The 19045-nt window shown below is 62.9% G+C and carries 23 protein-coding genes and 1 pseudogene; 13 read left to right on the top strand and 11 right to left on the bottom strand.

Going from position 1 to position 19045, the window contains the following annotated elements; translation table 11 throughout:
• Position 1: 1 nt before the first annotated feature.
• The 3 genes from BM116_RS03550 to BM116_RS03545 form a co-directional block, all read right to left on the bottom strand.
• Positions 2-1129 carry a Fic family protein gene (locus BM116_RS03550; RefSeq protein WP_083728048.1) on the bottom strand — a complete coding sequence of 376 codons (1128 nt, stop codon included), beginning with the start codon at positions 1127-1129 and terminating at the stop codon, positions 2-4.
• 198 nt (positions 1130-1327) lie between these two features.
• Complete coding sequence (locus BM116_RS18645; protein WP_235846683.1) at positions 1328-1480, bottom strand: DUF4394 domain-containing protein; 153 nt, start codon at positions 1478-1480, stop codon at positions 1328-1330.
• An 88-nt stretch (positions 1481-1568) separates the two neighbouring features.
• Complete coding sequence (locus tag BM116_RS03545; RefSeq protein WP_083728049.1) at positions 1569-1802, bottom strand: sigma factor-like helix-turn-helix DNA-binding protein; 234 nt, start codon at positions 1800-1802, stop codon at positions 1569-1571.
• 194 nt (positions 1803-1996) lie between these two features.
• On the opposite strand from BM116_RS03545, the gene BM116_RS03540 reads away from it, so the two are divergent.
• Both BM116_RS03540 and map read left to right on the top strand, forming a co-directional pair.
• Entirely contained in the window at positions 1997-2203 is a 207-nt protein-coding gene (locus tag BM116_RS03540; RefSeq protein WP_083728050.1) for a ParD-like family protein, read from the top strand.
• Positions 2196-2969 carry a type I methionyl aminopeptidase gene (map, locus tag BM116_RS03535; RefSeq protein ID WP_083728051.1) on the top strand — a complete coding sequence of 258 codons (774 nt, stop codon included), beginning with the start codon at positions 2196-2198 and terminating at the stop codon, positions 2967-2969. The genes BM116_RS03540 and map overlap by 8 nt, the downstream gene beginning before the upstream one ends.
• 36 nt (positions 2970-3005) lie before the next feature.
• Here the strand turns inward: map and BM116_RS19090 are convergent.
• Positions 3006-3616: pseudogene (locus tag BM116_RS19090) on the bottom strand (GGDEF domain-containing protein).
• A 319-nt stretch (positions 3617-3935) separates the two neighbouring features.
• Here BM116_RS19090 and BM116_RS03520 point away from each other — a divergent pair.
• Together BM116_RS03520 and BM116_RS03510 are read left to right on the top strand one after the other, a co-directional pair.
• A complete protein-coding gene (locus BM116_RS03520) occupies positions 3936-4718 on the top strand; it encodes an SDR family oxidoreductase (RefSeq protein WP_083728054.1) in 783 nt (260 codons plus the stop codon).
• Between the two features lie 455 nt (positions 4719-5173).
• Complete coding sequence (locus tag BM116_RS03510; protein ID WP_083728056.1) at positions 5174-5851, top strand: cytochrome b/b6 domain-containing protein; 678 nt, start codon at positions 5174-5176, stop codon at positions 5849-5851.
• 129 nt (positions 5852-5980) lie between these two features.
• On the opposite strand, the gene BM116_RS03505 is transcribed toward BM116_RS03510, so the two are convergent.
• The 6 genes from BM116_RS03505 to BM116_RS03480 are packed head-to-tail and all read right to left on the bottom strand — an operon-like array spanning position 5981 to position 9578.
• On the bottom strand, positions 5981-6445 hold the full coding sequence (locus BM116_RS03505) for a c-type cytochrome (protein ID WP_175494025.1): 465 nt from the start codon (positions 6443-6445) through the stop codon (positions 5981-5983).
• Positions 6446-6477: 32 nt separating this feature from the next.
• Positions 6478-6663 (bottom strand): YgaP family membrane protein, encoded by a 186-nt coding sequence (locus BM116_RS03500; RefSeq protein ID WP_083728057.1) that lies wholly within the window; start codon positions 6661-6663, stop codon positions 6478-6480.
• A 2-nt stretch (positions 6664-6665) separates the two neighbouring features.
• The gene (locus tag BM116_RS03495; protein ID WP_211276291.1) at positions 6666-8411 is read right to left on the bottom strand and encodes a SulP family inorganic anion transporter; all 1746 of its coding nucleotides are present in this window, start codon (positions 8409-8411) and stop codon (positions 6666-6668) included.
• On the bottom strand, positions 8408-8827 hold the full coding sequence (locus BM116_RS03490) for a DUF6691 family protein (RefSeq protein WP_083728058.1): 420 nt from the start codon (positions 8825-8827) through the stop codon (positions 8408-8410). The genes BM116_RS03495 and BM116_RS03490 overlap by 4 nt, the downstream gene beginning before the upstream one ends.
• A gap of 3 nt (positions 8828-8830) precedes the next feature.
• Positions 8831-9262 (bottom strand): YeeE/YedE family protein, encoded by a 432-nt coding sequence (locus BM116_RS03485; RefSeq protein WP_083728059.1) that lies wholly within the window; start codon positions 9260-9262, stop codon positions 8831-8833.
• Entirely contained in the window at positions 9252-9578 is a 327-nt protein-coding gene (locus BM116_RS03480; protein ID WP_083728060.1) for an ArsR/SmtB family transcription factor, read from the bottom strand. The genes BM116_RS03485 and BM116_RS03480 overlap by 11 nt, the downstream gene beginning before the upstream one ends.
• A gap of 92 nt (positions 9579-9670) precedes the next feature.
• On the opposite strand from BM116_RS03480, the gene BM116_RS03475 reads away from it, so the two are divergent.
• Positions 9671-10120: an OsmC family protein gene (locus BM116_RS03475; protein ID WP_083728061.1), complete on the top strand. Its 450-nt coding sequence runs from the start codon at positions 9671-9673 to the stop codon at positions 10118-10120.
• Here BM116_RS03475 and gltS read toward each other — a convergent pair.
• Positions 10110-11321: a sodium/glutamate symporter gene (gene gltS / locus BM116_RS03470; RefSeq protein ID WP_090474988.1), complete on the bottom strand. Its 1212-nt coding sequence runs from the start codon at positions 11319-11321 to the stop codon at positions 10110-10112. The genes BM116_RS03475 and gltS overlap by 11 nt on opposite strands.
• A gap of 566 nt (positions 11322-11887) precedes the next feature.
• Here gltS and BM116_RS03465 point away from each other — a divergent pair.
• From BM116_RS03465 to BM116_RS03430, 8 genes are all read left to right on the top strand, one after another.
• Complete coding sequence (locus tag BM116_RS03465; protein WP_083728564.1) at positions 11888-12574, top strand: thermostable hemolysin; 687 nt, start codon at positions 11888-11890, stop codon at positions 12572-12574.
• Positions 12561-14021 (top strand): AMP-binding protein, encoded by a 1461-nt coding sequence (locus BM116_RS03460; RefSeq protein ID WP_083728563.1) that lies wholly within the window; start codon positions 12561-12563, stop codon positions 14019-14021. The genes BM116_RS03465 and BM116_RS03460 overlap by 14 nt, the downstream gene beginning before the upstream one ends.
• On the top strand, positions 14018-14701 hold the full coding sequence (locus BM116_RS03455) for an iron-containing redox enzyme family protein (protein ID WP_083728562.1): 684 nt from the start codon (positions 14018-14020) through the stop codon (positions 14699-14701). Before BM116_RS03460 ends, BM116_RS03455 begins: the two co-directional genes overlap by 4 nt.
• On the top strand, positions 14685-15491 hold the full coding sequence (locus BM116_RS03450) for an SDR family oxidoreductase (RefSeq protein ID WP_083728561.1): 807 nt from the start codon (positions 14685-14687) through the stop codon (positions 15489-15491). Before BM116_RS03455 ends, BM116_RS03450 begins: the two co-directional genes overlap by 17 nt.
• 2 nt (positions 15492-15493) lie before the next feature.
• A complete protein-coding gene (locus BM116_RS03445) occupies positions 15494-16123 on the top strand; it encodes a tetratricopeptide repeat protein (protein ID WP_083728560.1) in 630 nt (209 codons plus the stop codon).
• Positions 16124-16126: 3 nt separating this feature from the next.
• A complete protein-coding gene (locus BM116_RS03440) occupies positions 16127-16789 on the top strand; it encodes a response regulator (protein ID WP_083728559.1) in 663 nt (220 codons plus the stop codon).
• The gene (locus BM116_RS03435) at positions 16786-18162 is read left to right on the top strand and encodes an ATP-binding protein (RefSeq protein ID WP_083728558.1); all 1377 of its coding nucleotides are present in this window, start codon (positions 16786-16788) and stop codon (positions 18160-18162) included. Before BM116_RS03440 ends, BM116_RS03435 begins: the two co-directional genes overlap by 4 nt.
• 98 nt (positions 18163-18260) lie before the next feature.
• Entirely contained in the window at positions 18261-19034 is a 774-nt protein-coding gene (locus tag BM116_RS03430) for an SDR family NAD(P)-dependent oxidoreductase (RefSeq protein ID WP_083728557.1), read from the top strand.
• Positions 19035-19045 lie beyond the last annotated feature (11 nt).

Raw genomic sequence — 19045 nt, 5'->3', positions numbered from 1 at the left:
CCTACGGGACGGCGCTAACCCGGTACCGGGTGCTGCGCCCACCGCCCGGCAGCTTTTCAATGCAGCCCTTTTCCAGCAAATCGGCCAGATGGCGGGTAGCGGTGGCCTTGGACACCTTGGCAACCGCCTGATACTGGCTGGCACTGATGCCGTCGGCAAAACCTCGCTCACCGCCGTCAAGCAAACGGTTAAGCACCTTGGTCTGCTCAGGCGAAAACACGACATCACGGTGCCGTTGCCAGAACCGCGCCTTGGCCAACAACCGCTCAATGCGGGCGATTGCCTGTTGCAGGCTGTCCAGCAAGGTGGCGAGAAACCACTGCAGCCACTCGGTGATGTCGAGACCGCCTTTCTGGCTGGCCTCGAGCACCCGGTAGTACCCCGAACGATCATCGAGAATACTGGCCGACATGGCATACAAGCGGATGGCCTGACCATCGGCCTGTGCCAATGCGAGATCGGTTATGGCGCGTGTCAGGCGGCCATTGCCATCATCAAAGGGATGCAGGGTGACGAACCAGAAATGAGCAACGCCGGCGCGCAGCAGCGGGTCCAGCCCGGCGTCTGCACGGCTATCGGCAAACCACTGAAGAAACCGCTCCAATTGCGCCTCCAGGCATGCGCGCGGTGGCGCTTCAAAATGCACCCGGGGCCGATCCAGCCGGCCGGAGACTACCTGCATTGGCTCATCGCCGCGCAACTCGCCGACGTGCATGGCACTGTAAAGCGGCAAGGTTTCATCCGGAAACAGCTGCCGATGCCAGCCGAACAGGCGTTCCAGGGTCAAGGGCCGGTCAATATTGCGGGTAGCATCCAGCAGCAACTCGGCAGCCCCCTCACTACGTGGACTGGGCTTGCTGTCCGGCTCCAGCCCCAAACGGCGGGCGAGCGAAGAACGCACCGAGGCCACGTTGAGCGTTTCGCCCTCGATGGCCGAGGACGTAATAATGTTCTGCAACAGGGTATCCAGCTGACCATGCAGCTCGTCAGCCCTGTCTACCGCGCCGGCCATCCCCAGCAGTGTGCCCTGGGCCTGCACGCAGGCCCGCAACGGCGCGGCCAAGGCATCCGCCTGCCAGGTAAACGCCGGCCATTCCGGCCGCTGCCATATCCATTCCACACCACTCATTAACCGCCCTCACGATTTTATGAGCCAAATATAGCAGCTATTCGGCTCACCATATGAGCCGAATAACGCGTCTAATCGGCTCACCGGTCGCATAGCAGGTGCTTGAGGCGAAGCCGGCCACGCGGTTGAGCGACAGCCCCCTTACCCAGATACAAAAAAACCCGCGCCAGCGCGCGGGGCGGCTCCCTCCAGCCGGGCTTACATGCTGCCGAGCACAGCGATATCGACAATCCCGTCTGCCAGACCGGTGACCTCGCCCAGCGTAGTCGGTCTGCCGGTAGCCAGATCAACAGTGTGCAAGGGAAGCACGTAGGCGGTGTTGTTGCCGCTGCCATCGCTGACGATGTCCATGGCGGCGCCGTTCAGGCTTCCGCCTCGTCGAGCAGACCCAGCACGTATTCGCCGATCAGAGCCCGGCGTTGCTCGGGAGCTTGCAGAATCATGGCCGCAGACACTCCTGTAGTGCGCGCAATCCGGCGCGAATTCGGCCCTTGATGGTGCCCAGCGGCGCGCTCAGGCGCGCGGCGATCTGGTCATGGGTCAGGCCCCGGTAGAACGCGAGCAATATCGGATGGCGGCGCGGCCGTTCCAGCAACCGCAGGCAGTCGCGCAGCTGACAGGCAGAGGAGCGTGCGTCGGCCAGCTCTTCGGCCTGCGCGGACTCATCGGCCATGTCGTTGATAAAGCCATCATCGGTGGCGACCAGTTGCTTGCGACCGCGCAGCTGGTTGAGCGCCCGTTGCGGATGTCCGCGCAGATAAAAAAAGCTTTTTGTTGAGCAATTGTTTCTGCTGGCGCAGCGCGGCTCGTTGCCTGCACAAAATGGTGTATATATGCTTTATATACATTTCATATCAAGGTGTTGTTATGGGCATCGTCAAGATCAACGATGAGCTGCACGAGGAAGTGCGCAAGGCCAGTTCCGTGATGGTGCGCTCGATCAATGCGCAGGCCGAATTCTGGATGAAGGTCGGCATGCTCGCCGAAGCCAACCCGACCCTGTCGTTTACCGACATCATGCGCGAGCAGCTCAGGCTTGCCGAGATAGATACAAGGCGGGTGGCCCATGTCTGAGATCAAACTGAAGAACCCGCAGGAGCTGGCCCTCATGCGCCAGTCCGGCAAGCTGCTGGCGCAGGTGTTTGCCTACCTTGACCAGCACGTCAAGGCCGGCCTCTCGACCATGCAGATCAACGACCTGACCGAGCGCTACATTGTCGATCAGTTGGCAGCGCGCCCGGCCAGCAAGGGGCAGTACGGCTTCAAGTATGTGCTCAACAGCTCGGTCAACCATGTGGTCTGCCACGGGGTGCCCTCCGAGACGCAGATTCTCAAGGCCGGGGACATCGTCAATATCGACATCACCCTGGAAAAGGGCGGCTTCATCGCTGATTCGAGCAAGATGTACCTGATTGGCGAGGTAACGCCGGAGGCGCGCAAACTTGTCGACAAGACCTACGAGGCCATGTGGGAGGGCATCAAGGTGGTCAAGCCGGGCGCGACTCTGGGCGATGTCGGCTACGCCATCCAGCGTCACGCCGAGCGCAACGGCTACAGCGTGGTGCGCGACTACTGCGGCCACGGCATTGGCCGCGAAATGCATGAGGCGCCGGAGGTCATGCACGTTGGCAGCCGGGGCAAGGGCTTGGTGCTGCGTGAGGGGATGACCTTCACCATTGAGCCAATGATCAATCAGGGTAAAGCGCGGGTTAAAACCAAGAAGGACGGCTGGACGGTAGTGACCTGCGACAAACAGCTGTCAGCCCAGTGGGAGCACACCATTGCGGTGACCGCCGATGGTTATGAGGTGCTCACCCTGCGCGACGAAGAACGGGCCTGAGCGCGGCGGCACTGGCCGGGGCAACAGCAGCCCCGGTCAGACAGTGACCGGCTCGATCGGCGCCGAGCACACCCGGTTGCGCCCCATGGCCTTGGCCTTGTACAGGGCCTCGTCAGCGGCTTTGGAAAAGCTCAGCTTGTCGTCAAGCGCGTCGGGTACCCAGACCGCAACACCAATGCTGATGGTGAACCGCAAGCGCTCATCTGCCGTACTTACTTCCAGCCCGGCAACGGTTTCACGTATCTGCTCGGCTATGGCCAGGGCCTGAGCCGGCAGCATGCCGATAAACACGGCGGCAAACTCCTCCCCCCCAGGCGCGCCGCAAACTCGTTGTCGCGCCGGCTGAAGGTGTTCAGGGTAGGACCGACCTGCGCCAGACACTCATCGCCGTAGCTGTGACCAAAGCGGTCATTGATGCGCTTGAAATGGTCGATATCAAGCATCAGAAACGCCAGCGGCGCTGCATCGGCGCGCGCCCGCTCAAGCGCTGCGGCAAAGCGCTCATCAAAGCCCCTGCGGTTGCTGAGCCCGGTCAGCGCATCGGTATGGCTCTGGCGCTTCAGCTCCAGGTTGGCCTGCTCAAGCTGCTGGGTGCGCGTGGCAACACGCGCCTCCAGGGCCAGTTCCGTCGGATCCAGCAGGCGCATTGGCAGCACCATCGGCCGGCAGCCGCCGGAGGCGCACTGAGGCCAGCACAGATAGCCAGCATCGAGGCAAGAACGGCATAGGCGCGGAGAAGGGGGTGCGGCATCGGCTTCGACATCTCGGCTGAGACTACCTGTTTTCGTTTGAGTCTAGACAACAAGCGATCCGTGCACACATGCATACACTAGCAATTTACCATCATCGCTCCAGCAGCCATCAGTTAACTGATTACAGGCCAATCAATGTTGCTACCGGTTGGCTCCCACCCCCGCCCAGTGGTGCTAGTGTCGCTGCATCGATAATTCCAAAAAAGGACGGGGTATGGCACTGGCAGCGGGGCGGCAATCCATTTTCATCACAGGCGCGGCATCGGGCATGGGCCGCGAAACAGCGCGTTTCTTCCACGAAAAGGGCTGGTTTGTCGGCGCCTTTGACCTGAATCTGGACGGCTTGCAGGCACTGCAGGCCGAGCTGGGTGCGGACAACTGCGTTATCCAGACCCTGGATGTCAGCGACAAGGCCCAGTTTGACGCGGCGGTGGCAACGTTCGGCACAGCCACAGACGGACGCATGGACATTCTGTTCAACAACGCCGGCATTGTGATGCGCGGTTTCTTCGACGAGATGCCCTTCGAAGACCAGTTGAAAATCATCAACGTGAACGTGATCGGCGTGCTGAACGGCACCCACAGCGCCCTGCCGCTGCTCAAGGCAACGCCAAACGCCCTGTGCTTCAACACCTCATCCTCGTCGGCCACCATGGGCATGCCGCTGATCGCGGTGTATTCAGCCAGCAAGCACGCGGTGAAAGGCCTGACCGAGGCGCTGTCCAACGAGTTTCGCCGCTATGACATCCGCTGCGCCGATGCGCTGCCGGGGCTGATCAAAACCGGCATGCCGAGCGAAGAGCTGATGGCCGCTGCACCGGAAAAAGGGCCGTTCCGGCTGATCGAAGCCATTGAGGTCGCCAAGGCGGTGTGGGGCAGCTACCACTCGGACCAGTTGCACTGGTACATCCCGGAGGATCTGGCCGAGCTGGACAAGGCAGCGGGCAACAACCCGGAGCTGCTGCGCGACAAGCTCGGGCGCAACATGCAGGCCTAACCTGATCGGTCGGAGCCGTGTGAAACAGCGCTGAGCAGAGCTGCAGGGCACTCGCTCAGCGCCATGGTGGCGAGCGTTGTAGCGGGCCTTCTTGAAGTAGCCGTCGCCCGATTCCAGGCTGACGGTCGCCGGGGTGGTGCCCTGGCGAATCACCGTGCCGTGGCTATTGGTGACCTTGAAGTCCGCGCCTTGCGGGGAGGACTGAATGGAGACGGGCTACTGCGAGTCATTGAAGAATCCTTCTTCAGAGCATTATTGATTTTGTTATTTCAGTTCCTTCGCGCCGATCATAATCAGTGATGGGCAATAAGGTCAGTATGATTGCAAAAATATATCCGTCGCCGCGTCCAGCCAGTGCAACATCAGCTCACAAGCCCGCAGCCCAGACGCTTGCGGGCAGTCAAAGCGAGGGGTTAGCCTTGCAGGCCTCCGTTGTCTGATCGAGATACTCTCTGATGAAAACCCTGGTCTGGGACCTTCCCCTGCGTCTGTTTCACTGGCTGCTGGCGCTGAGCGTTACTGGTGCGCTGGTCACCATCAGTCTTGGCGGTAACTGGATGGTCTGGCATGAGCGCTGCGGCCTTGCCGTCATCGGCCTGCTGGCCTTCCGTCTGGTGTGGGGCCTGTGCGGCTCAACGCACTCGCGCTTTGCCAGCTTCTTCCCGACCCCTGCGCGCCTGAAAGCCTATGTCAGCGGCCAGTGGCAGCATCAGGGACACAACCCGATTGGCGCCTTTTCGGTATTCGCATTACTTGGCTTGATGGCCTTTCAGGCCGTCACCGGCCTGTTCAGCAACGACGATGTGGCCTTCTACGGCCCGCTCAGCCGTCTGGTCTCCAGCGACACCGGCAGCCTGCTCAGTGGCTGGCACCGTTCCACCGAGGAGCTGATCTACGCCCTGCTGGCGCTGCATATTCTGGCCATCATCGTGTACCGCGTGCGCGGCAAGAATCTGGTCGGCCCGATGGTCCACGGCAAGGCCGAAGTGCCGGCCAACCAGGCCGACCCGGTGAAAGGTGGCGGCTGGATCGCATTGGTGATTGCGCTGGTGATTGCTGGCGCCGCCCTCTGGTTTGCCACCGGCGCCTGGATTCCCGCACCGCCACCGGCACCCGCCGTACCAGCCTGGTAAGCGGAAGTCTCGCCCACCGAGATGCAGTGAAGTGCGCTGGTTTAGCAGCACTCAGGCGGGTGTCATCAGCTAAGCCCCATAAAACAAGACCCCGCCAGCGGCGGGGTCTTGTTGATCACGCGGGCGGTATCAGTCCAGCCGATACTTGTCGTGACAGGCCTTGCAGGTCTTGCCGACTTCGCCAAAAGCCACGCGAATTTCCGACTGGTCGCCGGCTGCTGCCTTTTCCGCCAGGGTGTTGGCAGCGGTGCCCATATTGCCGGCCAGCTGGGCTACGTCCTGCATGTTCTCGAACAGTGCCGGATCAACCTTGGTGTGCACATCGCCAATGTTTTGCTCGGTACCCGGGCCAAACAGCGCACCGATACCCGAGTTGGCAATGGCAGCGATGGTGTTGGCCGCGGCCTCCACCTGCTGCTGGTTATACTCGACGCTGCCGTCGATGACCTGGGCCTTGAGCTTGCCCATGTTCCAGGCCATGTAGCTGAAGCCAGCCTGGCGCAGTTCGATCTGCTTTGCAGGCTCCACAGCGGCGACAGAAAGGCTGCTGGCGAGCAACGCACCGCCAACCAGAGTAGCAATCACGGATTTCATACAATCTCCTTATCGGCTTTTTTCTAGGTAATTCACCGCTTGCAGGTGCTGATACCCAGCAACGGATACAACGGACAAAAGCGCACCACACCGGTTGCCAGCGGCACCAAGCCTATCCAGCCCCACAGACCGATGATGCCGGTCAGCGTCAGGGCAATCAGCAATACGCCCACAAGAATGCGAAGAACCCGATCAATGGTACCTACATTTGCTTTCATGGTTACTCTCCAGGATGCGCTTGCGCGCGGTTTGCTACCTTGCTCAGGGTGTTGAAGGCGATATCGGTGCTGGGGAAGACCCGACCAATCTGCCGACCAATCCAGTCAGTGTGTTGCAACTGATCCATCACCGGGCCCTTGACCTCTGCGAGATGCAGCCCAATATCGCGCTCCTTAAGGCCCTCGGTCAGCTCGCTGAGCATGTCCAGTCCGGTGCTGTCGATGTGGTTGACTGCTGACAGAATCAGTAACACTTCTCTGGTGTCGGGATAGTCGGCCAGCGCCTGATAGATCGCCTGCTCAACCGCCTTGGTGTTGGCAAAGAAGATGTTCTCATCGATCCGCAGGGCCAGCAGGTGCGGCTCGATCTCGACCAGGTGGCGCTTGGTATTGCGAAAGTAATGGGTGTCCGGCACCCGGCCAACCACCGCCACATGGGGCCGGCTGCCGCGCCACAACTGAGCCACGATGGAGCAGCACACGCCCAGCACGATGCCCGCCTCGATGCCCAGCAGCAGCACCCCCAGCGCGGTGCCCAGCAGGGTCAGCCCCTCGGCACGGTCATAACGCCAGGCCCGGCGCAGGCTGGCCAGATCAATCAAAGGCACCACCGCGACCAGAATCACCGCCGCCAGCACCACCTGCGGCAGCCAGGCCAGCAGCGGTGCCAGACTGACCAGAATCAGCCCAATCACCGCCGCTGAAAACACCCCGGCCAACGGTGTATTAGCGCCAGCTTCGATATTCACGCTGGAGCGCGAAAAGCCGCCGCACACGGCAAAACCACCACTCAAGGCCGAACCCAGGTTGGCCGCGCCAAGGCCCAGCAGCTCACGGTCCGGGTCGATACTCTGGCGCTTGCGACGGGCCAGCGACTGGGCAATGGACACGCTTTCAACAAAACTCACCAGGCTGATCAACACCGCCGGCAGCAAGAGCGAGCGCAGGCTGGAGACATCCGGCGTTTGCCACACCAGCGCCGGCAGGCCCGCCGGAATAGCGCCCACCACCGGTACCCCCTGGGCCGCCAGATCGGCACGCCAGGTAACCAGCACGCCCAATACCACCACCAGCAATGGGGCCAGCTTGGCCAGCAGCGCGGCCAGCCCGGTAGCCAGGCCAAGACGTTGCAAATGCGCAGACAGACCGTGCCGGGCGTAGAGCAACCAGCCCAGCGCCAGCCCCCCCATCACCAGCACCAGCGTGTTGCTGCGCTGCCACTGGGCAACTAGCGAGCCCGGATTGTCTGGCCAGCCGGCCAGGCCGAACAGCTTGGGCAACTGGCTGAGCACAATCAAAATAGCCGCACCGCTGATAAACCCATTGATTACCGGGTGGCTGAGGAAGTTGGCCAGAAAGCCCAGGCGCAGCAGACCAAAGGCAAACAGCATGACGCCCGACAGCAATGCCAGCCAGATCGCCAACTGTAGATAATCCGCCGAACCCACCGCCGCCAGCGGCGAGAGCAGCGTGGCCGTCATCAACCCCGTTACCGCCACCGGCCCCACCGACATGGTCATGCTGCTGCCAAACAGGGCATAACCCAGCAGCGGCAGCAGGCTGGCGTAGAGGCCAATCTGCACCGGCAAGCCAGCCAGCATCGCGTAAGCCATGCTCTGCGGAATGATCATGATCCCGACCACCAGCCCGGCGGTCAGATCACCCGCCAACCAGGCGCGGCGGTAGTGACGCATCCAGCCGAACAGCGCATTGCTGCCCGGCGGCTGCAGGCGCTGCGCTTCACTCACGCCTTCACCCGGCGGTCATACTGGGCGAACAGCCACATACCAAGCAGCATGGCGGCGACCATCAGCAGCGCCTGCGGAATCAGCGCCGACGCTGCCACCAGCGCCGGGCCCGGACAAAAGCCCGCCACGCCCCAGCCGGCACCGAACAGCAGACTGCCGATAACCAGACGGCGATCAATCTGGCGGCTGGTCGGCAGCTGCGCCTGCTCACCGCGCAGGGTGGTGCCACGGCGCTGAATCCATTGCATGGGCAGGAAGGCAAAGGCGATCGCGCCCGCCATCACCAGCGCCAGCGACGGGTCCCAGGCGCCGGCCAGATCGAGAAACCCCAGCACCTTGGCCGGATTGGCCATGCCGGAAATCAGCAGCCCGAAGCCGAACAGCAGACCGCTGAGCAACGCAAATATGCCACGCATGATTCAGGCTCCCAGCAAATGACGCAGTACGAACACGGTGACAAAGCCCGCGCCCATGAAGCTCAAAGTAGCAACCAGCGAGCGCGGCGACAGGCGTGACAGCCCGCAAACGCCGTGGCCACTGGTGCAGCCCGAGCCAAGCCGCGAGCCGAAGCCCACCAGCAGACCGGCAACAATCAGCGCCAGCGGCCCGGCATCAACCTGCACGTTGATGTCACCGGCAACCGCCAGATACAGCCAGGGCGCCAGCAGCAACCCAAGCACGAACAGCACAGCCTCGCCGTTGCCTTTCTGCGGTGTCAGCAAGCGCCCAACCAGCCCGCTGATACCAGCGATACGGCCGTTGAACAGCATCAGCATGGCCGCCGCCGCGCCGATCAACGCGCCGCCCAGCAAGGCGGACCACGGCGTAAAGGCAGCCCAATCAATGCTCATTCGGCGTGTCCTCGGCACAGAACAGGCCATAAAGGGTGTGAAGAATGGCCAACGCCTCACGGCTTGCCACACTGTAGTAGACCTGCTTGCCCTCGCGGCGGGTGTCGACCAGCCCTTCGCGGCGCAGCACCGCCAGCTGCTGGGACAGCGTCGGCTGAACAATGCCCAGAAGCTCTTCCAGCTCACCGACATTGCGTTCACCGTCCACCAGTTGGCAAAGCAGCAGCAGACGGTCACGATTGGCCAGTGCCTTCAGCAGTTGATGGGCCTGATCGGCAGAACTGCGCAGGCGCTGGATATCAGTTTGGTTGTTCATACAGCAGTACGATCTCTTGCAACACTCTATTGACCAACAATATATAAAAAAATAGATTGTTTGCAAGCAAGCCAACACAAAGGGAGCCAGAGATGAGTGAAGATCGCGTAGAAGTCACCCTTGAGCAGCAGCAGGGCTATCGCTTTGAGGCCCGCTTCAGCAACGGCACGCCATCACTGATTACCGATGAACCCGCGCCGCTCGGCACCAACCAAGGCCCCAGCCCCGCGCAGCTGCTGGTCACCGCGCTGGCCAACTGTCTCAGCGACAGCCTGATCTTCGCCCTCGGCAAATTCCGCCAGCCAAACGACGGCATCCGCACCGAGGCGGTCGGCCTGATCGGCCGCAATGAGCAGAACCGCATGCGCGTGGTCCGCGTTGAAGTCACCCTGCATCTGGGCCACCCGGCCAGTGCTTTCGAACGGCTGGAGCGCATCCTTGAGCAGTTCGAGCAGTTCTGCACCGTGTCGCAGAGCGTTGCCGCTGCGCTGCCGATCACACTGACGGTGCTGGACAGCAACGGTCAGGTGCTCAAGGGCTGAACAACTTGAACTCAAGCAGTGTCTGCACCAACGTGGCGTTGGCGATATCGATAAAGAAGGCGCCCAACAGCGGAATCACCAGATAGGCCTTGGGGCTGGGGCCATAACGGCCAGTCAATGCATCCATGTTGGCAATGCCGACCGGCGTGGCGCCCAAGCCCATACCGATAAACCCGGCGCTGATACAGGCCGCATCGTAATTGCGCCCCAGCAGAGGAAAAACCAGAAGCACAGTAAACAGGGTAATCAGCACCGCTTGAATCAACAGCATGATGCCAATCACGCCAAAGGCTCCCTGTAGTGAGAGCAGCGGCAGGCTGATCAGACTCATACCCAGAAACAGCTGCAGGCTCAGATCGCCCACCAGTTGAATCGGTCGCTCGTCTACCTCCACCCCAGCCACGTCCAGCCCGTTGGCCAGCACAATGCCAAGAAACATCGAGGTCAGAAACGCTGGCAACCGCAGCCCTAGCCCGGACAGCCAGTCGTAAACGCTGGCACCCAGTGCAAAGCACCGCGCAATCAGCAGCACCGCCGTGAGCAGGTGATCCAGATTGATCATGTAGGTGGTCTTGCCGTGGCTTTCGAGCTGCGGCAATTCGCTTTCGGCCTCGCTGCTGCTCAGCTGATGCCGACGAATCAGCCACGCCGACACGGGCCCGCCGAGCAGCCCTCCGCTGATCAGCCCCGCTGTCGCCATCGCCAGGCCCAGCGTACTGGCATCGGCCAGTCCGAAATGCTCCTCGAACAACTGACCCCAGGTGAGTGCCGTGCCATGGCCGCCAGCCAGCGAGATGCTGCCGCCGATCAGCCCATACAACGGGCTTTTACCGAGCCCCAACGCCAGCAGCGTGCCGACGATGTTCTGGCACAACAAAAACACCACCGCCAACCCCAGCATGATCGCCAACGCCCGCCCGCCGGCCAGCAGCTGTCGCAACCGCGACGACAGCCCGATGGTGCTGAAGAAGGCGATCAGCAACAGGTTGCGCAGCTCCAGATCAAACTGAATCTCGCGATCAAAGATCAACTGAATCACCGCCACCAGCGCACTGACCGGCAATCCACCGCTGACCGCCGCCGGGATGTTGTAGCGGCTGAGCAGGCTGACCCGCTGATTGATCCAGTACCCCAGCCACAGCGCAATCACCGTCAGCGCCAGCGTGGTGGGCGTGTTGATCAGCAGGACAGACTCTTCCATGACGGGTCTCGCGGTGATGGCTTGGGGGAGCAGGGGACAGGATATACGCCCTGGGGCGCTGGCGAGCAAAGGTCTTTTGGCTCTGGCTTATTATTAGTAGGCGCTTCACCCACGTATTTCGCCTTTCACGGCGAGCCAAGGGGGGCTGCTTGCCCAGCCCCCCTTAGCGATCCCCCGGGGCACCCGGCTACGCGGCCCTTCGGGTTCGCTGCGTTGCTCGGGCTAACGGGGAGTCATAAAACTCGTCGCTACGCTCCTCAGACATCCTATGACTCTTTTTCCCGTCAGCCCTGCGCTACTCGCCCGCGTAAACGGGACGACACCCGGTGCACACTCGACCATAAGATTGGAAATCAAAACATCACCGGAGCAGCCTGCCTAAACTTGAAATCCAAAACCACGTCATCCCCGCGCAGGCGGGGATCCATCAATGTGCCGGGCGTCTGAGTGGATTCCCGCCTGCGCAGGAATGACGAAAATTCAGCAAAGGTCGATCAACAGAGATTCGCTTAAGCCGATCTTAAGATTCGCCCGCCATTCTCCTCCCCAACATGAGGAGGAAGGCCATGTCACAAACCCCCGCTTCACAGGCTCGGCAGCTCGCCCGCCTTGGCGATGACGCCGCCCTGCTGCACGCGCCCCAGCACCCCGACTGCACGCTGCGGTCACGGCTGGAGAGTTTTGTTCACGACTGTTTTGCCGATACCTACGGCGCCAACGTCAGCCAATTCATGCCGGAGTTGCTTGGCCTCTGCCAGCAAGGCGAGCTGAAGGCCGGTGTCGGCATGCGCGGCGGTGCCAGTGGCCCGCTGTTTCTTGAGCACTACCTGGATCAGCCGGTGTGCGACGCCATTCGCCAGCACACCGATCTGCCGGTGCACCGTGAGCGGGTTGTCGAAGTCGGTAATCTGGCCGCGCTGGCGCCCGGCGCGGGTCGCCTGCTGATCATCGCGCTGACCCACTACCTGGCCACCAGAGGTTACACCTGGGTGGTGTTCACCGGTACGCCGATGCTGCTCAACAGCTTCCAGCGCCTGACCCTGAGCCCGATCGATCTGGGCCCGGCCGACCCGCTGCGCCTTGGCGAAGCTCGCTTGGAGTGGGGCAGCTACTACGCCACGCAACCCCGCGTGATGGCCGGTTACATCCCCGAAGGCTTCAACCAGCTGCAGCGCCGCGGTCTGTTCGAGCGCATGCGCTACCAACCCGATTACCTGCAAACTGGCTCGGAGATCGCCAATGATTGCGCCTGAAGTACTCTGGCACAGCCTCGACCGCTTCGCGGCTGAGCGCCCCAACAAACTCGCCTTGAGCGACGAAGAAGGCAGCATCAGCTACGCCGACCTGCCCGCCGAGATCCATCGCCGTGCCGAGCATCTGCGCGCCGTCGGCTGCCGCTGCGTTGCACTGGCACTGCCCAACGGCCGCGAGTGGCTGCTGTGGGATCTGGCAATTCTGCAAGCAGGTCTGACCTGCGTGCCGATTGCACCGTTTTTCACCCCCCAACAACGCGCCCATCTGCTGACCAGCGCCGGCGTGGATACCGTACTCGGTATGGCGGAAGACAGCGCCGAACTGCAGGCGCTGGGCTTTGCCGCCACCTCGCTCGGCTGGCAGCGCGCACCGATCAACGTCGGCATACCGCAAGGGACGGCCAAGATCACCTTTACCTCCGGCACCACCGGCACGCCCAAGGGCGTCTGCCTGTCGGCCGAAGCCATGCTGCAGGTGGCCGACAGCCTGCGTGAGGCCTGCTCGTCGGTCGACCCGCAGCAACACCTGATTCTGCTGCCGCTGGCCGTGCTGCTGGACAACCTTGGCGCGATCACCGCGCTACTCAACGGTGCCAGCATTTACGTGCCGACCGACACTGGTCTGCAGGGCGCGCAAATCAACGCGCCACGCCTGCTCAGCGTGTTGCTGCAAAGCCAGCCGCATAGCCTGATTCTGGTCCCGCAGTTGCTGCAAGGGCTGTTGCAGGCAGCCGATGCGGGCGCGCCGCTGCCACGCAGCCTGCGCTTTATCGCGGTTGGCGGCGGCCGGGTCGCACCCTCGCTGCTGGAGCACGCCGCCAAACACGGCTTGCCGGTCTTCGAGGGCTACGGCCTGTCCGAGTGCGCCTCGGTGGTGAGTCTGAACCGCCCGGGCCAAAACCGCCCGGGCACCGTCGGCCAGCCGCTGCCGCACGTGCAGATTCGCTTGGCAGAAGACGGCGAAATCATGGTGCGCGGCGCCCGCGCGCTGGGTTATCTCGGCGAGCCGCCGCTGACCGTGGACGAGTGGCCGACCGGCGATATCGGCAAGCTGGAGGATGGTTATCTGAGCATTCTCGGCCGCAAGAAAAATCAGTTCATTACCGCCTTTGGCCGCAACGTCAATCCGGAATGGGTCGAGGCGGAGATCGCCGTCCACCCGGCGATTGCCCAGGTGCTGGTCTATGGCGAGGCGCTGCCAGTCAACGTCGCACTGATCGTGCCGCGCAGCAGCGCCTTCCGGGTAACCGATATCGAGCAGGCGATTGCTCAAGCCAACAGCCGCCTGCCCGACTACGCCCGCATCGGACCCTGGCTGACCGCCAGTGAACCCTTCAGTGCCGCTAACGGCCAGCTGACCAGCAACGGTCGCCTGCGCCGCGAGCAGATCATCGAACACTATCAAACGGCCCTGCTGGGCCTGCTGACCGAGGACATTGCCCTATGACTTTCTTCGAGCAACTGCAAAACGAAACCGTGAACGAGCGCGAGTACCTGTTCAGCTCGCCGCTGATTCAAGCGGCCCTGCGTGGTGAAGTGCAGCGCCACAGCTACATTGCCTTCCTGACCCAGGCCTTCCACCACGTACGCCACACGGTGCCGCTGCTGATGGCCTGCGGCTCGCGACTGGACAGCGACCATGAGTGGGTACGCGAAGCCATGGCCGAGTACATCGAGGAGGAGCTTGGCCATCAGGAGTGGATTCTCAACGACATCCGCGCCTGCGGTGGCGACGCCGACGCCGCCCGCGACAGCATTCCCGCCCTGGCCACCGAGCTGATGGTCAGCACCATGTACGACCGCATCAACCGGCTGAATCCCATGTCCATGCTGGGCATGGTGTTCGTACTCGAAGGGACCAGCATCGCGCTGGCGACCCAGGCCGCCGGCAGCCTGAAAGAAGGCCTAGGCCTGCCGCCGCAAGCGTTCAGCTACCTGAGTTCGCACGGCTCGCTGGATCTGGAACACATGAAATTCTTCGAGCAACTGGTTAACCGCATCGACAACGACGCCGACCGCACCGCGGTGCTGCATACCGCGCGGGTGATCTACCGGCTTTACGCCGAGATGTTCCGCAGCCTGCCGGGCGCAGTCGAAGAGGAGGTACGCCATGCAGCTGTCGGCTAGTCGAGTGCTGCTGACCGGCGCGACCGGTGGTATGGGCCGCGCCATCGTCGCGGCGCTGTGCGCACGGGGCGCGCAGGTGCTGGTGGTCGGGCGGCAGGACCAAGCGCTGCAGGCATTGGTCGAGCGCAACCCCGACCTGGTCAGTTGCCTGCAGGCCGACCTGCGCCATCCGGCTGATCGCGCCAATGTGCTGCGCCACGCCCAGCAGATGGGAGGCATCAACCTGCTGATCAACGCCGCCGGCATCAACCACTTCGGCCTGTTCGAAAACATGCAGGCGCAGGGTATCGACGACCTGATCACAACCAACCTGAGCGCCACCCTGCAGCTGACCCACGCCATGCTGCCCCTGCTGCGCAGTCAGCCGCATAGTTGTGTGGTCAACATCGGCTCAACCTTCGGCTCGATCGGCTACCCCGGCTTCAGCGTCTACTGTGCGACCAAATTCGCCCTGCGCGGCTTCTCCGAAGCACTGCGCCGAGAGCTAGCGGACACCAACGTCGGCGTGCTCTACATCGCCCCGCGTGCCACTCGCACCGAAATGAACAACGCCGCCGTCGAGGCCATGAACGCCGAACTGCAGGTCAGCATGGACAGCCCGGAACTGGTCGCCGAGCGGCTGGTTCAAGCGCTGGACGCCGACCTGCGTGAAGTCCATCTGGGCTTTCCCGAGCGGCTGTTCGTGCGCCTCAACGGCCTGCTGCCACGCTTGGTCGACAAGGCCCTGCGCCGCCAGCTGCCCACTATTCGCCATTACGCATCACCCGCTGCCCACCCCAAGGAGCACTGAGCATGAGCATCTGGATTCGTTACCTTCTCGCCGGCCTGCTGGCCTGCTTCAGCCTGAGCACCCTGGCCGCCGACATTGCCCCGCTGCAGCAGCGCTGGGCGGAAATTCAGTATCAATTGCCGGATAACCAGAAATCTGCCGCCTTCGAGGCACTCTCTGCGCAGGCCGGACAGGCGCTGGCCCAGGAGCCGAATGATGCGTCGCTGCTGATCTGGAACGGCATCATTCTCAGCAGTTGGGCCGGCGCCGAAGGCGGGCTGGGCGCACTGGGCAAGGTGAAGGAGGCCAAGAGCCTGTTTGAACACGCCCTGCAGGTTGACCCGCAAGCGCTGCAGGGCTCGGCCTACACCAGCCTTGGCGCGCTTTACTACCAGGTACCGGGCTGGCCGATTGGCTTTGGCGACGACGAACAGGCCGAGGCCCTGCTGCAAAAAGCGCTGGTGCTCAACCCCGATGGCATCGACAGCAATTTCTTCTGGGCCGATTACCTGATCGACCAGAAACGCTATGCTGAAGCCCGCACCGCGCTGCTCAAGGCACAGGGTGCAGCACCCCGCCCGGACCGTCCGCTGGCCGACGAAGGTCGCCAGGCCGAAATCCGCGCCCGACTGGACAAGATCGCCAACAGGTAACGCATGCGACTGCTGCTGGTAGAAGACGACACCTCCCTCGCCGAGGGCATCCTCACCTCGCTCAAGGATGAGGGGTATACCCTCGACTGGCTGCAGGACGGCGCCAGCGCGCTGCACGCCCTGAGCAGCGAGCCCTTCGATCTGGCAGTGCTGGATCTGGGCTTGCCGCGCATGGACGGCCTGCAGGTGCTGCGCGAACTGCGCGACCGTCATCAGGCCGTGCCGGTGCTGGTGCTGACTGCCCGTGATGGCGTGCAGGATCGCATCGCCGGCCTCGATGCCGGTGCCGACGACTATCTGATCAAGCCCTTCGACAGCGCCGAACTGAAAGCACGCATCCGCGCGCTGCTAAGACGCAGCGCCGGGCGCGCCGAGCCGCTGATCCAGCTGCGCGGCGTCACCCTCGACCCGCAGAGCCAACAGGTCACCTTCGAAGGCAAACCCGTGAACCTCTCACGCAAGGAGTTTGTGCTGCTGCACGAACTGATGGCCCAACCGGACCGGGTACTGACCCGCGACCGGCTGGAGCAGTCGCTGTATGGCTGGAACGAGGAGGTCGACAGCAACACCCTGGAAGTCCACATCCACCACTTGCGGCGCAAATTATTCAGCGGCCTGATTCGCACGCTGCGCGGCGTCGGTTACATGATTGAGCGCGACGCATGAAGTCGATCCGCAAACGCATTCTGCTCCGCGTGCTCGGCCTGCTGGTCATCGGCACCCTGATCATGGGCTGGGCCAGCCACCACGACTCCACCCACGAGGTCGAAGAGCTGTTTGACGCTCAGCTGGGGCAGAGCGCGCGGGTGCTGATCGGCCTGCTCGGCGCATCGCAAGGGCAGATGTCGACCGAACAGCTGGCCCAGGCACTGCTGGAAACCACCGGCGAACACCCCAAGCTCGGCCACCGCTACGAGAGCAAGCTGGCCTTTCAGGTCCGCAACGCCAGCGGCACCGTGATCGCCCGCTCGTTCAACGTGCCACAGCTGACCGACGCCGACTGGCAGCCGGGCTTTGCCGATCTGCAGCAGGACAACCGCCAATGGCGCGGCTACGTGCTCGACTCCGACGAGAGTGGGCTGGCGGTCTGGGTAGGCGAGCGCAGCGATGTGCGCGGCGAGCTGGTCGACAAGATCGTGCGCGGCACGCTGGTGCCAGACCTGCTGGGTATTCCGCTGATGGTGCTGCTGGTGTGGTTTGCCATCGGCTCCGGACTCAAGCCACTCGATGAACTGGCGCGGCTGATTCGCCTGCGTGAGCCGAACAGCCTGCAGCCCATCGTGCTCAGTGATCTGCCCAGCGAGCTGGAGCCGGTGCAGGCCGCGCTCAACCGCATGCTGGAACAGCTGCACCAGTTGCTGGCCCGCGAGCAGCGCTTTATTGCCGATGCGGCCCACGAACTGCGTACCCCGCTGGCGGTGCTGAAAATCCATGCCGAAAACGCCATGCAGGCAGCCGAGCCGGCCGAGCGTGAGCAGGCCCTCAAGCACCTGCGTCAGGGTGTTGAGCGCGCCACCCGACTGGTCTCACAAATGCTCACCCTGGCCCGGCTGGCCGATGACCAGCAGCGCCAGCGCAGCCCGGTCGCGCTGCTGCAAAGCTGCCGCGACGAAGTCGCCGAACTGCTGCCATTGGCCTTGCGCCGGGATCAGGAGCTTGAGCTGCTGGACGACAGCAGCCTGCCGGACAGCATCAACATGGAGCCCGGCAGCCTCGGCATGCTGCTGCAAAATCTGGTCGGCAACGCCATCCAGCACGCACCACACGGCGGCCGCATTCTGGTCAGTCTGCAGCGCCAGGCCGATCAACTGGTGCTAAAAGTCGAAGACAGCGGCAGCGGGGTACCGGCGTCGGACCGCGAGCGCCTGCTGGAGCGCTTTCATACCCAGGGCAACAGCCAGGGCGCAGGGCTCGGCCTGTCCATCGTCCAGCGCATCTGCGAACGCCATCAGGGCACGCTGGTGCTTGCCGACAGCGCGCTGGGCGGCTTGCTGGTAAAGATCACCCTGCCGCTGGAGCGACCCGCCAGCACTGATTGACCATCATCACCCAGCCGTCCGGTAGTGGAACCCAGTCGCCAGTTGGCCGATACTCGGGCGCGTATTCGCCCAGACAACGACAACAGGAGACTTCATCCATGACCACCTCGCGCTTCGACCTGACCGGCAAGACTGCCCTGATTACCGGTGCCTCCAGCGGCCTTGGTGCCCATTTTGCCCGCGTCATGGCTGCCGCCGGCGCCCGTGTAGTGGTCGCTGCCCGCCGCGCCGAACGGCTGTCTGCACTGGTCGACGAGCTCAAGCAGCAAGGCTATGAGGCGCTGGCGGTTACCATGGATGTGACCGACACCGACAGCATCGAAGCCGGCTTCAGTGCCGCCGAGCAGGCCTTTGGCGTGTGCGACATTCTGGTCAACAACGCCGGTATCGGTGACCCGGTGCCCTTCCTGGACATGGACGAAGGCAACTGGCGCAGCATGCTCGACACCAACCTCGACGGTGCCTGGCGCGTCGCCCACCGCGGCTGTAAAGCCATGGCCAGCAGCGGCCAGGGCGGCAGCGTGATCAATATCGCCTCAATCCTCGGCCTGCGCGTTGGCAAGGCACTGGCCCACTACGCGGTCGCCAAGGCCGGTGTGGTGCAACTGACCAAGGCGATGGCGATGGAGCTGGCGAAGAACAAGATTCGCGTCAACGCCATTGCGCCCGGCTACTTCCGCACCGAAATGAACTCCGACTACTTCGACACCGAGCACGGCCAGAACTACGTGCGCAGCAAGGTGCCGATGGCCCGCCTCGGCCAGCTGGAAGAGCTGGACGGCCCGCTGCTGCTGCTCGCCAGCGAAGCCGGCTCGTTCATGACCGGTACCATCATCAATGTGGACGGCGGTCACGTTAACAACAGCCTCTGAAAAGCCTCGCC

Source organism: Halopseudomonas pachastrellae (genome assembly GCF_900114765.1).
GTDB lineage: Bacteria > Pseudomonadota > Gammaproteobacteria > Pseudomonadales > Pseudomonadaceae > Halopseudomonas > Halopseudomonas pachastrellae.
Note: the sequence above shows the minus strand (reverse complement) of the source record. Positions and strands in the feature narration are given on the sequence as shown.